This window comes from Silicimonas lutimaris (assembly GCF_047314965.1).
GTDB lineage: Bacteria > Pseudomonadota > Alphaproteobacteria > Rhodobacterales > Rhodobacteraceae > JAVJUV01.
On record NZ_JBLBVK010000057.1, the window covers coordinates 147149 to 161815 of the forward strand.

A 14667-nucleotide genomic window follows, 5' to 3' on the forward strand; every position below is an offset into this window, starting at 1 on the left:
ATGGGCACGCTGACACGTCGGGCCGCGCTGCTTGGAGGTGGCGCACTTGTTGGCGGCGTGATCGGCCACACCATCGCTGGAAACGCGCCCAGTCTCGTGGGAACGAACTCGCTTGCGCCCGTGGGTGGCCAGGGCACTCTGAATGACGCGAGCCTGCTGAACGAAACGCCCGTATTCCGCCACGTGGTCATGACCGAAGATCCCGGCGAAGCCCTGATCGATCGGCTGCGTGGAGAGCTGGCGTCGGCCCGTGCCGAGGGCCGGCCATTCAATGTCGGCGCCGCGCGTCATTCGATGGGCGGACACGCGATCCCGCGCGAGGGGCACGCGGTGACGTTCGATAACGCGAATCTGCAGCCGGATACGGGGAACGGAACTTTCCGCGTGCATTCCGGGGCCCGGTGGAGCCAGGTCATCGCCGCGCTGGATCCAATCGGGTTCGGGCCGAAGGTTATGCAATCCAATAACGATTTTGGCGTTGCGGCCACGTTCTGCGTGAATGCGCACGGCTGGCCCGTGCCGCACGGCCCGATGGGCGCGACGGTGCAAAGCCTGAGGATCATGCTGGCGGATGGAGAGGTCGTGACGGCCTCGCGGACCGAGAACGCCGACCTCTTCCGGACGACCATGGGCGGTTACGGTCTGACCGGCGCGATCATCGACATGGTGGTCGAGATGGCACCGAACCGTCGATTGCATCCGACCTTCGAGCGCATGTCATCCCGGGACTTCGCTCCTGCGTTCGTGCAGACTTGCGAAAGCGGCGAAGTCAACATGGCCTATGGGCGGTTGAACGTGGACAGGGAAGGTTTCTTCGAAAACGCGCTTATGATCACCTATCGGGAGTCTGCGAATCAGGACGATCTGCCGCCCGCTGCCGGTTCGGGGTTCATGAGCCATGCCGCCGCCCGCGTGTTCCGGGCGCAGCTTTCCAACGAAACCGGGAAGAAGCTGAGGTGGTGGTTCGAGTCGTCTTTGGGTCCGGTGATCGGGGACGGAGAGGTTACGCGCAATTCGCTGCTGAACGAGCCCGTGGTGACGCTGGACGATGGCGATCCCGCGCGCACCGACATCCTGCACGAATACTTCGTTCCGGCGGACCGCTTTGCCGACTTCATGACCGTCTGTCAGGATGTCATCCCGTCCAGCTACCAGGAGATGATGAACATTACGCTGCGCTATGTCCGGGCCGACGCTGAAAGCGTGCTTTCCTATGCGCCAAGTGCCCGGATCGCCTGCGTCATGCTCTTCAGCCAGGAGATGACGGTGCGCGCCGAAGCCGACCATAAGAGGATGACACGCGATCTGATCGACAGGGTGCTGGAAATCGGCGGAACCTACTATCTGCCCTACCGGCCTCATCCAACAATCACTCAACTCCGACGTGGCTATCCCAGCGCCGAAGCATTTGTTCGCGCAAAACAGGACCTCGATCCCGGTCTCGTGTTCCGCAATCAGTTCTGGGACACTTACCTTGGAGATCTTGCATGACAACACTCCGGAAAATCGCGCTGGGCTATTTCGTCGTTCTTCTTGGGGCCGCCTCTCTGAACTACATTCCGGGCGTAACGGACGCGGATGGCGTTGCCTTCGGTGTCTTTGCGCTGGATATCTTTGATGACGCGCTGCACGCGGCGTCAGCCGCATGGGCGCTGGTCGCGGCATTGGTCTCTTCGAAGGCGGCACGGACCTTCCTTGTCCTGTTCGGCGCGCTCTATCTGGGCGATGGTGCCCTTGGTCTTGCGACCGGCTCGGGTTACCTCGACTTCGGGATCTTCACATATGGCGTTCAGGACTTCGGTTTCGGCTTCAAGATCCTCGCCAATCTTCCCCACATTGCGCTGGGCGGCATCGCGCTGGCATCCGGTCTCTGGTTTGGCCGTCGGGCATGAGGTGGCTGTGGAGATGGATCGCGCGGTGCATCCTGGTATTTGGCACACTGGCCGCTTTGCTGATCTCACCGGTGATCTATACCGAAATCGCCTGCACCGCTTCGCCCGAATTCTCGCGGTATTCCCCGATTATCACCGACCCTGATTGGCAACGGGCCGAAAGCCGGACTTTGACCACGTATCCGGAGTGGCACATCGTTCATGCCTATGACGACTACGCGCGTGTTCTGCGGGACGGCGATCCACACGATTTTGGTTTCATTCGAGCGATCACCGGGTTCTGGACGGCGCTATGTCCGCTGAAGGAGAGAGCTGACGCGATGGGTGGCATGACAGGTGACAGCAAGATGACGATCTACACGATCGGCGTCAGCTTTACCGCAGAACTTCTTGCGAAGGCCGCCTACGAAGAGACGCTGGGCCGCTTTACGGCGTGGATGCGGGGCGATGCCCGTGCTCCATTGGATGATGTGAGCGCCGGGCAGGCCGCCGCCTATGCAGAGTTCCTGCAGCAGGTGCCATGGTACAAATGGGATTTCCAAAGGGACGCGCTGGCACTTCGCGACACTGCCACGGATGTTCCGCGCGACCGTGAACGCGCTCTGGCCCTCGGAATCGAATATGGCGTGAAAGCCGCCTATGCCGAGGTGATTGCGTCTGCCGTCGAAGGGATCGGAGCCGACCAGTTGCGTCTAAGGTCGATCGTCTCGGGCCTTTCGATCGAGGAATTGTCCGCTGTGGACGGCGTGAGTGTCATCGCTGAACGTGAGGAGGGTGTCGAGATCGAGACCGATCGCTACCGGGCCTTTACACGGATACTGGAACGTCTTGTCGGGGCCGGCGCGGAGCTTGTCGAGATCGCGGGCAATGACGAGATCCTGTTCACGGCTGTTTCGGACAATCCCACCGCCGCAGGGGCGCTCTACAGTTTTCCCCGGCAGGGTTACGGCGACTGGAGGCATTTGATCCTTTCTCCGGTGCCAGAGCTGGCAGATCGGCTGCGTTTTCTTGGTGAGTTGAGGCTGGAGCATGTCCACGATTATTAAACGCGGACTGATCGCCCTGCCGCTGGTCCTGCTCGGCTGGATTGCCGTGATGGCGATTGTCATGCGGAATTCCGACGCCGCGCCGGGCGCGGTGGTGCCGTTTCCGACAGCGGCCCTGATGCAGGCTCTGCCGAAGGACACGTCCATCCTCGACATGAACCGCTTTGCGCTGACCCTGGCGAACCGTCCCGGACTGGCAGAAGATTTGTATCGTGCCGGTGCCTTGCTGGTGCTTCCGGCCGGACTGACCGGCTGCCTGCCTCTCACCGAGGCGCAAAGGCGGCAAATGCAATAGATCCGCGCGCCGCCCCTTGGTCTTTCGAGATCCGTTCGCATATAAGGCCGGACAACACGCACTTGGGGACTAGAATGATTGAACTCAATCCGAATGGAGCCGTCGAAGCACCTGCGGGTGACCTGATCAAGGACGTCTCCGACGCCACTTTCATGGCGCATGTGGTCGAGGCCAGCCAGACCGTTCCGATCATCGTAGATTTCTGGGCGCCCTGGTGCGGCCCGTGCCGCCAGTTGACGCCGGCTCTGGAAAGCGCGGTGCGCGATGCCCGCGGCAAGGTCAAGCTGGTCAAGGTGAATGTCGACGAGAACCAGGCAATAGCCGCGCAACTGCGGGTGCAGTCGATCCCGACGGTCTATGCCTTCTGGCAGGGCCAGCCCGTCGATGGCTTCCAGGGCGCAGTCCCAGGATCGGAATTGAAGGCTTTCATCGACAGGTTGATCGCTGCGGCGGGAGGCGAAGCCGACGGCGGACTGTCCGAGGCTCTCGAAGCGGCGGAGTCCATGCTGGACGAAGGGTCGTTTGCCGATGCGGCGCAGGTATTTGCCGCCGTTTTGCAGGAAGATCCGAAGAACGCTGCAGCCTATGGCGGGCTGGCTCGGAGTTATCTGGCTTTGGACGATATCGAGAAAGCGGTCCAAGTTCTCGGTACGGTGCCTGCAGAGGTGGCGTCCGCACCCGAAATAGAAGCCGTTCGTGCGCAGATCGAACTGGCACGGCAGGCGCAGAACGCCGGTCCGGTCGCGGAACTGCGCGCCAAGGTGGAAGCCAACCCTGATGACCACCAGGCGCGACTGGATCTGGCACAGGCCCTATACGCTTCCGGGGATGCCGCTTCCGCTGTGAATGAGCTCCTGGAGAGTTTCCGCCGTGACCGCGAATGGAACGACGGGGCTGCGAAGGCGCAACTCTTCACCATTTTCGAAGCCCTGAAACCGAATGATCCAGTGGCGCTCAATGGACGGCGAAAGCTGTCTTCCATGATATTTGCCTGAGTGGCAGGATCGGACTAGGTATCTAGCATGCTGACCCGGTCCGATCTGCCCGATACCTTGCCCGTTTTCCCTCTTCCGGGAGCGCTCCTCTTGCCGCGCTCACGTCTTCCGCTCCATATTTTCGAGCCGCGCTATCTCGCGATGCTGGACGATGCACTGAAGACCCAGGCTAGGCTGATCGGAATGGTTCAGCCTCAAGGGGCCAAGATGGACGCGAAGGCGCTGCACGCGATAGGCTGCGCCGGCCGCATCACCTCCTTCTCGGAAACCGAAGATGGCCGCTATATGGTTACCCTGAGCGGGATATCCCGTTTCCGGGTTCTGAAGGAACTCGACGGGTTCACGCCGTATCGGCGCTGTGAAGTCTCGTGGGCCGGTTTTGACCGGGATCTCGGGCCGGCGGAAGTCGACAAGCGCTTCGACAGAGAGCGCTTCTTCGATCTCTTGGGGCGCTACTTCGATGCCGAGGAGCTGCAGACAGATTGGGCCTCGCTGAAAGAGGCGGAAGACGAGTTGCTGATCAACTCCCTTTCGATGCTCTGCCCGTTCGAGCCGGAAGACAAACAGGCGTTGCTCGAGGCCCCGTCCTTGGAAACAAGGCGCGAAACCCTGGTGACCTTGATCGAGTTTTCCATGCGCGGCGGCGGACCGGACGAGATATTGCAATGAGCGAGCAGAGTTTCGACAGGCGTATGCTTGAGGCCCTTGTCTGTCCGGAGACACGGGCTCAGCTGACATATGACGCCGAGCGTCAGGAACTGGTCTCCAAGGCGGCGCATCTCGCCTATCCGATCCGGAATGGCATCCCGATCATGCTTGTCGAGGAAGCACGCAAGCTGGAGTGATCCGCTTGCAAACGGCCGTCAGAGTTGCTTGCCCTGAGCGAGCCTTGGCAAGTCGCCGGTCAGACCCGCAGCTTCCCGTATGAACCCTCGGCGCAGTCCCGGCATGGCATTGGTCAGGCCAAGTCCAAGATCCCGCACCATTCGAAGAACTGAATTGTCGTTCGAGAACAGTCGGTTGAAGGTGTCAGTGGCCAAGGCAAGGGTCGCGGTGTCGAACCGTCTCCATTGCTGGTATCTGGTCAGTACGTCAATTCGTCCAAAGTCTTCGCCTCGGCGCCTGGCATCCACCAGAACCTCTGCGAGGGCGGCCACGTCTTTCAGTCCCGCATTCAATCCTTGCCCGGCGATCGGATGCACCGCATGCGCCGCATCTCCCAGCAGCGCGACGCGCTCGCCGACGAAGCGCTGAGCGATGGACAATTCCAGCGGATAGGTGAACCGCTTTCCCGCCAGAGAAATTTCTCCCAGGAAGTCTCCGAACCGAGGCCGCAATTCTTCGAGATAGCCAAGATCATCCAGAGCTTGGATACGCGCAGCTTCGGCATCGGTTTCCGTCCAGACAATCGAGGAGCGATTGCCGGGCAAGGGCAGAATGGCAAGCGGACCGGGAGGCATGAAGAATTGATGGGCCGTCCCGTCATGCGGCTTCTCGTGCGCGATGGCGCAAACCAGCGACGTCTGTCCATACCGCCACCCCGTGCGCCGGATACCGGCGCGGCTGGCGACAGAGCTTGTCTTGCCATCGCATCCGACCAGAAGGCGGCTTCGTAGGAGCCGGCCGTCGCTTAGCGTGACGGTCACACCATTCGCATCGGGCGTCTGATCGATGAGACGTGTCGTCTCGATCTGCTTGACACCGGTCTTGTCCAGCGCAGACAGCAGCGCAGGCCGCAGCAGCCGGTCCTCGATCATGAAACCCATGGGGCCTTCTTCGATCTCGGTATGGTCGAAATGGAGCAGGAACGGCGAGGGTCCTTCCCCCGCGCGCCCATCTGTTACCACGATATCGAGGATCGGTTGTGCCTGTTCTGCGACGTTGCTCCAGACGCCAAGCGTCTTCAAGACGCGTTGGGAGCCGATCGACAATGCGTATCCGCGGCCGTCGAAATCGCTGGAGCCGCGGGACTCCTTCGGCAGCGGGTCGACGAGCGTCACATCGAGGCCGGCAGAGGCCAAGGCGATGCCCAGCGTCGTACCGTTCAGTCCGCCGCCGGCGATCACGATATCGGTGTCGAAATTCATGAGGCGTAGTATGGGCACACCCGGCCCATTGTCCATGCGCCGCACTGCCGCTACCGTCGCCGGAACGGAGGGAACTTGGATGGAAGACTGGCTGACGGAAAGCGCCGCGGAACTGGGTCGCGGGATAGAGGCGGGGCGTATCGATCCGGTCGATCTGACCGAGAGATACCTTGCGGCAATCGAGAACCATCCATACCGCGACCGGATCTATGCAAGACTGACCGGGGACAGGGCGCGCGCCGAAGCGAAGGCGGCTTCGGAACGGGCTAGGGCGGGCCTGCGGCGGTCGCCTCTCGACGGGGTGCCGATCTCTTGGAAGGACCTCTTCGATACGGCCGGCGTTGCGACCGAGGCCGGAACCGCGTTGCTGAAGGGGCGTGTTCCGGATCGCGATGCCCGGGTGTTGGCAAACGCCACCAGTGCTGGCCTTGTGTGTCTGGGCAAGACGCACATGACCGAACTCGCCTTCTCCGGTCTTGGTCTCAATCCGGTGACGGCCTCGCCGCCCTGCGTCAACGATCATCAAGCTGTGTCCGGGGGCTCGTCGTCCGGCGCAGCCACGTCGGTTGCCTTCGGGCTTGCTGCGGCGGGGATCGGCTCGGACACCGGGGGATCGGTGCGCGTGCCTTCGGTGTGGAACGATCTGGTCGGCTTGAAGACCAGGTCGGGGCGTCTGTCCCTCGAGGGCGTCGTGCCGCTTTGCGCCCGGTTCGATACGGTCGGCCCGCTGTGCCGTTCGGTCGAAGACGCGGCGTTACTTCTTGCCGCGATGGAGAATGGCCGACCCGCCGATCTGCAGGGGAGTTCGCTGAAGGGTCTGCGTCTGGCCGTACTCAGGACTTCGGCATTTGAGAATTTGAGGGATGCGCCAAGGGCAGGTTTCGAAAGCGCGGTCGAACGGCTTCAGTCGGCGGGAGCGGTCATTCAAGATATTGATATAAAATGTGTTTCCAGGGGAATGGCCCTGGCAGGGCAGGTATTTCCACCCGAAGCCTATGGCACATGGATGCACATGATCGAGGCGAACCCCGATGTCATGTTCGGCCCTGTCCGCGAGCGGTTCAGGGCGGGCGCGAATGTTTCGGGTCCGGATTTCGTTGCCGCGTGGCAAGCTTTGGACCGGTATCGTGCCGAATACGCCGATGCGACGGCCGGATTCGATGCCGTCATCCTGCCGACCTGTCCGATCACTCCGCCCACGATCGCGGATGTCACGGCGGATCACGCCTACTTCGCCGCCGAGAATCTGCTGGCTTTGCAGAACACCCGGATTGGCAATCTCATGGGGCTTGCCGGCGTGACGCTACCGACGGGTGTTCCTTCTTGCGGCATCCTGTTCCAGGGCCCCGAGGAAGAGCGGCTTTTGCGGATCGGCAAGGCGGCGGAACAGGCGCTGTCCTAAAAGCCACATCTGCTTCGTGGGGCTGAAAAAATTGGCCGCAGGGCATGGACCCGGGCAGGATTTGCAGGCTATCTTTTGTCGAAACGGGGCGTGATGACCCCGACATTGAGGCAGAGATGGTATTTCCCGAGCGGTTTTCGAGCCTAACGGAACACGTGTGGCCGCGCCTGCGCGGTCTTCTTGACCCCCATCCCGGGGGCGGAGACGTGCTGAATCTCACCATTGGCGAACCCCGTCACGCCTGGCCTTCGTTTGTCTCCCATCTGGTTGCGGCGAACGATGCTGCTTTCGGGAAGTATCCGCCGAACGAGGGAACGCCGGAACTGCTGCAGGCTATCGCCGGTTGGGTCAAGCGCCGCTATCGCGTCACTCTGGCTGCCGATCGCCAGGTCATGGCGCTGAACGGCACGCGCGAGGGTCTTTACAACGCGGCCATGGCCCTGTGCCCGGAGACAAAGAACGGGCGAAAGCCGATCGTCCTGGTGCCCAATCCCTTCTATCCGGTCTATGCGGTCGCCGCGCTGTCGGTAGGGGCCGATGTGGTCTACATGCCCGCCACCCGGGAAACCGGTTTCCTGCCGGACTTTTCGGCCCTCGACTCCGAGACATTGGAGCGGACCGCGATTGCCTATGTCTGCTCACCATCGAATCCGCAGGGCGCGATCGCCAGCCGGGACTATTGGCGCGACCTGATGGCACTGGCAGAGAAACACGATTTCCTGATCTTCGCCGATGAGTGCTATTCCGAAGTTTACCGGGATACGCCTCCGGTGGGCGCGCTTGAGGCAGCTTCGGAGTTTGGGGCACATCCGGAACGCGTTCTGGTTTTCCACTCCCTTTCCAAGCGGTCGAACCTTCCCGGTCTGCGTTCCGGCTTCGTTGCAGGCGGTCCAGCAAGCATCGGGCAAATCAAACAGCTTCGCGCCTATGCCGGTGCTCCGCTGCCCTTGCCGCTGATGCGGGCGGCCGAGGCCGTGTGGGCGGACGAAAAGCATGTCGAGGAAAGCCGAGCCCGATACGTCGCCAAATACGACATCGCAGACCGGGTGTTCGAAGGCATCGACGGATGCAGCGCGCCGCAGGCGGGATTCTTTCTTTGGCTGCCCGTATCCGACGGAGAACAAGCGGCGCTGAAGCTTTGGACCGAGACGGGTATCCGGGTGCTGCCCGGAGGTTACCTGGCGCGGGAAGTGAACGGGGAAAACCCCGGCAACGGCTACATTCGCGTGGCGATGGTGGCCGAAGAGCAAGAAATGCAGAGCGGGCTGGAACGGCTTCGCGACTGCCTCTTCGAGTGAGGGACGAGACAGGCAATGGCGTATCAGGCAAGACACCGCGACCCACTTTTCGATAGTGACACCCAGGCGATCATCGAGCGCCGAGGCAAGGAGCTGTTCGGAATTGTCCTCCTTGGACTGGCGGTCCTGATGGCTCTGATGCTGGGCTCCTACTCGCCGGATGACCCGAACTGGATGTCGGCGACCGAAACTCCGGCAAAAAATCTCCTTGGTCCCCTCGGAGCGGCGATCGCTTCTCCCCTGTATGTCATCGCCGGTTACGGCGCATGGGCCATTGCTCTGGTCATGGCGGCGTGGGGTCTGCGGTTCGTGACGCATTTCGGAGAAGAACGCGCCCTTGGTCGGCTGATTTTCGCGCCAATCGGCATTGCACTGGTGTCGGTTTTTGCCTCGACGCATGTCCCTGGTCCGGACTGGAGCCATTCATTCGGTCTTGGCGGTCTGTTCGGCGATACCGTGCTTGGGGCCGTTCTGGGTATTCTTCCCGTTGCGCCGGGCCTGGGGCTTAAGGTTCTTTCACTTGCCCTGGCATTGGGTGCGGTTGCCATGGGTGCATTCGTGCTCGGCTTCAACCGCGATGAAATCTGGGCCTATCTCCGCTATCTGCTGGGCGGACTTATCCTGATCTATCACACGCTGATCACGCTTGCCGGGCGCGGTGCAGTGAGCAGTGTCCAAATGGCACGCAATGCGCGCGCTCGCGCCGCCGAGCGGCGCGAAGTGGAAGAAAGACTGCCGGAAGTGGAACCGGGTCGGGTGAACGAGGCCGTGCTGAGGGCTACTCGTTCTTTGCGGGATGCGTCGGCAACCGGCCAGAAGAACGGGTTGCTTCAGCTGATGCCGTCTCTTCTGAAGCGGAAGACACCGGAAGTTGTCGAGGAGCACCACAATGATACCGATCGGATCAGCGCGCGGATCGCGGACGCCGTAAAGAGCCGTGTGCGGCGCCCCGAAGGACATGTTCGGGCGGAGCCTCCCGTCACCTCGGGAATCGGCGTGATCTCTCCCATCGAAGTTCTGGACGAGGAAGACGAACTGGCTGAACTGCGTGCGTTGGACGAACAGTTCGTGATGCCCGAGCCCGAGCTGGTGCGCGCAAGGCAGCCGCAGGCCGAAGGTTTTCACTCCAGCCGGATTGCCACACCAGAGCCGAAAGCCGTGGTGCAGCACAGCACCCGCAAGGCCGCGCCGTCGAAGCGCGCACGCGCCGAAGCGCAGCCCTCGCTGTTCGACGAGAGATCGCAATTCGAAATCCCGGCTCTTTCTCTCTTGGCGGATCCTGGTAGCATCGAACGTCATCACCTCTCCGACGAGGCGCTGGAAGAGAATGCCCGGATGCTGGAAAGCGTTCTCGATGACTATGGCGTCAAGGGAGAGATCGTCAGCGTTCGTCCCGGCCCGGTCGTCACGATGTACGAACTGGAGCCTGCCCCTGGCCTGAAGGCAAGCCGGGTGATCGGCCTCGCCGACGATATCGCGCGGTCGATGTCGGCACTGTCTGCACGTGTTTCGACCGTCCCGGGGCGCTCTGTGATCGGTATCGAACTGCCCAACGAAAACCGCGAGAAAGTGGTTCTGCGCGAAATTCTTTCGGCACGCGACTACGGCGATGGCAATCAGCGCCTGCCGCTGGCGCTTGGCAAGAACATCGGTGGTGATCCGGTGGTCGCAAACCTTGCCAAGATGCCTCACCTTCTCATCGCTGGTACGACGGGTTCGGGCAAGTCGGTGGCGATCAACACGATGATCCTGTCGCTTCTTTACAAGCTGACACCCGAGGAATGCCGGCTGATCATGATCGACCCGAAGATGCTGGAACTGTCCGTCTATGATGGCATCCCGCATCTGCTCTCGCCGGTTGTGACGGATCCGAAGAAGGCGGTCGTGGCCCTGAAATGGGTCGTAGCCGAAATGGAAGAGCGGTATCGCAAGATGTCCAAGATGGGCGTTCGCAACATCGAGGGCTACAACGGCCGCGTTCGCGAAGCACTGAAGAAGGGCGAATTGTTCAGTCGCACGGTTCAGACCGGCTTTGACGACGAGACGGGTGAACCTGTTTTCGAAACCGAGAGCTTCGAGCCGGAAATCCTGCCCTTCATCGTCGTCATCGTCGACGAAATGGCGGACCTCATGATGGTCGCGGGCAAGGAGATCGAAGCCTGCATTCAACGCCTCGCCCAGATGGCGCGTGCGTCGGGTATTCACCTGATCATGGCAACGCAGCGGCCCTCGGTCGACGTGATCACCGGCACCATCAAGGCCAACTTCCCGACCCGCATCTCGTTCCAGGTGACCTCCAAGATCGACAGCCGAACGATCCTGGGCGAAATGGGCGCCGAACAGCTTCTGGGTCAGGGCGACATGCTCTATATGGCTGGCGGAGCGAAGATTACCCGTGTTCACGGGCCTTTCGTTTCCGACGAAGAGGTAGAGGAAGTCGTGAATCACCTCAAGAGTTTCGGATCGCCCGAATATGTCTCGGGTGTGATCGAAGGCCCCGATGACGACAGTGCCAGCGATATCGATGCAGTGCTTGGTCTGACGGGTGGCAACACGGATGGAGAAGACGCGCTTTACGATCAAGCCGTCGCCATCGTGATCAAGGATCGCAAGTGCTCCACTTCCTACATTCAGCGCAAGCTGGCCATTGGTTACAACAAGGCTGCGCGTCTGGTGGAACAGATGGAGGAGAACGGGCTTGTCAGCCCTGCGAACCATGTCGGGAAGCGCGAGATTCTGGTGCCGGAGCAGGCATAGAGCGAACTTACCAGCCTAGCCAGGTTCCTCCGGTTCGGACGGGCCTGGCGCCAGTGCCCAGCTTGAACCGCGCAAGGCCAGGTGCGTTCACGGTGTCGATCAGCCCCAGATCGAGGGTGGCGACACCTTCTGCCGCCAACTGTTGAGCCGCCTTCCAAAGGAGCAGGTTGTGCGCCGAAACTTTTCGGCCGTCCTCACTCGACCACCCGATGTGATAGGTCGCCGTGGTCCCGTGGCGCAGGAACAGCATGGCGGCCAGCCGTTCTGTGTTCCGGGAAGCTGCGATGGCAAGGGCTGACCGGGGGTCGCGCCGGAGCCAGGCTTTGGTAAAGGTATCAGGCATCGCACGGTATCCTTTCAGGCGCGGCTGTCTTGCATCGGCCTCGAGCAGCCAGCGCAGGTCTCGGATGCTGATATCGAGGCGCTCCAAAACGAGGTTTTGGGTCTCGGCTCGCACCAGCCGGTTTCGCCATTTGCCATTCAGGTTTTTCCGCAAATCGGAATTCAGCGTCAGACAGGCCATCGTAGACGGTGTCATGACATCCGCGAAGCCTGCGCGCCGCAAGGCATCGGATGCCGCGACATCCGGTGTCATAAGCACAAGACCTTTGAGGCCTTTGCGCAGGGTTCGGAGAGCAGTCATTCTTTCGGTGACATCAGGATTGCCGATCCATACTGGCCCCCGGGTTATCAACGTAACGGGCCAACCAAGGCGCCGGTACACGCCCTGAGCCAAGGCGATGGTCCGGTCCTTCTCGCGAACTTCGATTCGTAACGCTTGCCCCCCGGCGGCGTCGACGGCGGCGCCGTAGTTCCAGCTTTGCTGCAGGGGAAGTTTGGCGGTCTCGGTCAGAGCCTGCCATCTTGCTTGGGTTGTGTCATCGATCCGGAGCTTCACGGGCCTCATTAACCCCCCCTTTACCTAAGGCGAAGTTAATCCCGGTATGTCTAGCCGTTCGAAGATCGTGATGGGTGTATATGCGCCGCCGGCGCGCATCACCGCACGTGCATGGACAAAGCTGGCCTGCCTTGTCTGCTTGCCCATCGTTCTGCTCTGCACTGTTCTGGACCTGGCGATCTGACCCTTTTGGCAGGCCATGACACGCCGATGATATCGCCTAACGCTGGCGTCCCGATCATGCTCCCCCTATATCGGACCTGAGCAGATAAAAAGGGCCCATACCCATGGATCGCAGAACATTCATCGCCGCAGCCGCGGCCTCGCTTGCGGCGACCCCAGCGCTTGCGGATAAGTTGTCTCTGAACGCCATTTCCAACTATTTGAACGGCATCCAGACCGCGACGACCGAGTTTACCCAGGTGAATGACGATGGCTCGCTTTCGACCGGCACGCTTTATATCAAGCGCCCAGGCCGTATGCGGTTCGAATACAATCCACCGGAGGAATTGCTCGTCATGGCGGGCGCCGGGCAGGTCGGTATTTTCGACGGGAAGTCGAACGTCCAGAAGGCCGAGCGCTATCCCCTTTCGCGCACACCTCTGAACCTTATTCTTGAGAGAAATGTGAACCTTGCGCAGAGAGACATGGTCGTCGGCCACGACTTCGACGGCACGGCGACCGTAGTCACCGCACAAGACCCAAGGAACCCGGAATATGGTACGATTCAGCTCAAGTTCACGGCCGATCCGATCGAACTTCGGCAATGGGTGATCCGTGACGGTCAGGGGGCGACAACCACCGTGATCCTGGGACAGCTCGCCTTGGGTCGTGACTTGCCGTCGACCCTTTTCAACATCAGCTACGAAGAAGGCCAGCGGGGCGGCTAGACCATCCCGCAAGAACGCAGTTGCGCGTCGTAAAGAATGGCGCGGTCTGCAACTTCATCCGAGACGCGCAACAGCCATGATTTCTGAAAATGGCTGCCCCGGCGATAGCCCGTACGTCCTTCATGATAGGCAAGATACTGGTGTTTCGCGTCCGCCAGTGAAATTCCGAGGTCCTCCTCGGTTTTCTTGAAGTACCATCCCATGAAATCCGTGGCATCGTCGATGCTGTCGCGCCGTGCGCCCCAGCCGCCGTGGTCCTTCTTGTAGTCATCCCAAGTTCCATCCAACGCCTGGCTGTACCCGTAAGCCGAGGATTGGCGCCCCATTGGGATGATCCCCAGCGTATACTTCACAGGTGTGCGTGCGTTGCCGACGAATTTCGACTCCTGATAGATCGTGGCCATCTGGACAGCTACCGGAACGCCCCAGCGGCGCTCAGCCCGCTTCATGGCACGTAAATAGTGCGGACGCTGCTCGACGATGGAACAGGCGTTATCCAGATTTCGAGGCGCCGAATAGTTGCTGCTGCCGCAAGCTGCGACAAACAACATCAGAATCAGGGCGCGGACGGGTCTGCTCATACCTCTGTCGCCTCTTTTCGAATTTTGTGTTAGCTTATCAAAATTAGGAGCCGTGTAAAAGTCGTCTCGGCAAAGCACCCACTGTCAGGCTGTCCGTCACAGTTTGTTTCCCGGATTTCCTGCATCCGTTGTCGACATGGCGGGCACGTCATCTTAAAAAACGGTTGGGGGTACTGTTATGTTCAAAACGCGCGCGAAATACGCCTTGGGTCAGGTTGTGCGCCACCGGAAGCATCCGTTCCGCGGTGTTGTTTTCGATGTCGACGCCATGTTTTCAAACACGGAAGAGTGGTATCAGGCCATTCCGGAAGAAAGCCGTCCGGACAAGGATCAGCCATTCTACCATCTGCTGGCAGAGAACGATCAAAGCTACTACGTGGCCTATGTCTCGGAGCAGAATCTTGTCGCGGATTATTCCGGGCAGCCGGTGGATCATCCCGATCTGCCCGAGTTCTTTGGCGATTTCGACGACGGCCATTATCCGTTGCAGGTTCAGCTGAACTGAGTGCGCCCGCCCCGAAAGGGC

General features: G+C 60.8%; 16 protein-coding genes. 13 read left to right on the forward strand and 3 right to left on the reverse strand.

Translation table 11 applies throughout. From position 1 onward, the window contains the following. The 7 genes from ACKLNI_RS19245 to ACKLNI_RS19275 all read left to right on the forward strand — a co-directional run bounded on the left by ACKLNI_RS19245 (position 1) and on the right by ACKLNI_RS19275 (position 5073). Complete coding sequence (locus ACKLNI_RS19245) at positions 1-1491, forward strand: FAD-binding protein (protein ID WP_413720720.1); 1491 nt, start codon at positions 1-3, stop codon at positions 1489-1491. Continuing rightward, positions 1488-1892: a hypothetical protein gene (locus tag ACKLNI_RS19250; RefSeq protein WP_413720721.1), complete on the forward strand. Its 405-nt coding sequence runs from the start codon at positions 1488-1490 to the stop codon at positions 1890-1892. Before ACKLNI_RS19245 ends, ACKLNI_RS19250 begins: the two co-directional genes overlap by 4 nt. Beyond that, on the forward strand, positions 1889-2938 hold the full coding sequence (locus ACKLNI_RS19255) for a hypothetical protein (protein WP_413720722.1): 1050 nt from the start codon (positions 1889-1891) through the stop codon (positions 2936-2938). Before ACKLNI_RS19250 ends, ACKLNI_RS19255 begins: the two co-directional genes overlap by 4 nt. Beyond that, complete coding sequence (locus ACKLNI_RS19260; RefSeq protein ID WP_413720723.1) at positions 2922-3233, forward strand: hypothetical protein; 312 nt, start codon at positions 2922-2924, stop codon at positions 3231-3233. Before ACKLNI_RS19255 ends, ACKLNI_RS19260 begins: the two co-directional genes overlap by 17 nt. 74 nt (positions 3234-3307) lie before the next feature. After that, positions 3308-4228: a thioredoxin gene (trxA, locus tag ACKLNI_RS19265; RefSeq protein WP_413720724.1), complete on the forward strand. Its 921-nt coding sequence runs from the start codon at positions 3308-3310 to the stop codon at positions 4226-4228. Between the two features lie 27 nt (positions 4229-4255). Continuing rightward, entirely contained in the window at positions 4256-4897 is a 642-nt protein-coding gene (locus ACKLNI_RS19270; RefSeq protein WP_413720725.1) for an LON peptidase substrate-binding domain-containing protein, read from the forward strand. Further along, the gene (locus ACKLNI_RS19275; RefSeq protein ID WP_413720726.1) at positions 4894-5073 is read left to right on the forward strand and encodes a Trm112 family protein; all 180 of its coding nucleotides are present in this window, start codon (positions 4894-4896) and stop codon (positions 5071-5073) included. The genes ACKLNI_RS19270 and ACKLNI_RS19275 overlap by 4 nt, the downstream gene beginning before the upstream one ends. Positions 5074-5091: 18 nt before the next feature. On the opposite strand, the gene ACKLNI_RS19280 is transcribed toward ACKLNI_RS19275, so the two are convergent. Next, positions 5092-6315: an FAD-dependent monooxygenase gene (locus ACKLNI_RS19280; RefSeq protein ID WP_413720727.1), complete on the reverse strand. Its 1224-nt coding sequence runs from the start codon at positions 6313-6315 to the stop codon at positions 5092-5094. 79 nt (positions 6316-6394) lie between these two features. Between ACKLNI_RS19280 and ACKLNI_RS19285 the strand changes: the two genes are divergently transcribed. The 3 genes from ACKLNI_RS19285 to ACKLNI_RS19295 all read left to right on the forward strand — a co-directional run bounded on the left by ACKLNI_RS19285 (position 6395) and on the right by ACKLNI_RS19295 (position 11772). After that, the gene (locus tag ACKLNI_RS19285) at positions 6395-7717 is read left to right on the forward strand and encodes an amidase (protein ID WP_413720806.1); all 1323 of its coding nucleotides are present in this window, start codon (positions 6395-6397) and stop codon (positions 7715-7717) included. A gap of 116 nt (positions 7718-7833) precedes the next feature. Beyond that, positions 7834-9015, forward strand: coding sequence for an aminotransferase class I/II-fold pyridoxal phosphate-dependent enzyme (locus ACKLNI_RS19290; protein ID WP_413720728.1), 1182 nt, complete (start codon positions 7834-7836; stop codon positions 9013-9015). A 15-nt stretch (positions 9016-9030) separates the two neighbouring features. Next, entirely contained in the window at positions 9031-11772 is a 2742-nt protein-coding gene (locus ACKLNI_RS19295) for a DNA translocase FtsK (RefSeq protein ID WP_413720729.1), read from the forward strand. Between the two features lie 7 nt (positions 11773-11779). On the opposite strand, the gene ACKLNI_RS19300 is transcribed toward ACKLNI_RS19295, so the two are convergent. Further along, entirely contained in the window at positions 11780-12679 is a 900-nt protein-coding gene (locus ACKLNI_RS19300) for a GNAT family N-acetyltransferase (protein ID WP_413720730.1), read from the reverse strand. Between the two features lie 37 nt (positions 12680-12716). Here ACKLNI_RS19300 and ACKLNI_RS19305 point away from each other — a divergent pair, with 37 nt between their 5' ends. Continuing rightward, positions 12717-12854, forward strand: coding sequence for a hypothetical protein (locus tag ACKLNI_RS19305; RefSeq protein WP_413720731.1), 138 nt, complete (start codon positions 12717-12719; stop codon positions 12852-12854). 103 nt (positions 12855-12957) lie between these two features. Then, complete coding sequence (locus ACKLNI_RS19310) at positions 12958-13560, forward strand: LolA family protein (protein ID WP_413720732.1); 603 nt, start codon at positions 12958-12960, stop codon at positions 13558-13560. On the opposite strand, the gene ACKLNI_RS19315 is transcribed toward ACKLNI_RS19310, so the two are convergent. After that, complete coding sequence (locus tag ACKLNI_RS19315) at positions 13557-14141, reverse strand: transglycosylase SLT domain-containing protein (RefSeq protein ID WP_413720733.1); 585 nt, start codon at positions 14139-14141, stop codon at positions 13557-13559. The genes ACKLNI_RS19310 and ACKLNI_RS19315 overlap by 4 nt on opposite strands. A gap of 178 nt (positions 14142-14319) precedes the next feature. On the opposite strand from ACKLNI_RS19315, the gene hspQ reads away from it, so the two are divergent. Beyond that, positions 14320-14646 (forward strand): heat shock protein HspQ, encoded by a 327-nt coding sequence (hspQ, locus tag ACKLNI_RS19320; RefSeq protein WP_413720734.1) that lies wholly within the window; start codon positions 14320-14322, stop codon positions 14644-14646. Positions 14647-14667: the final 21 nt, after the last annotated feature.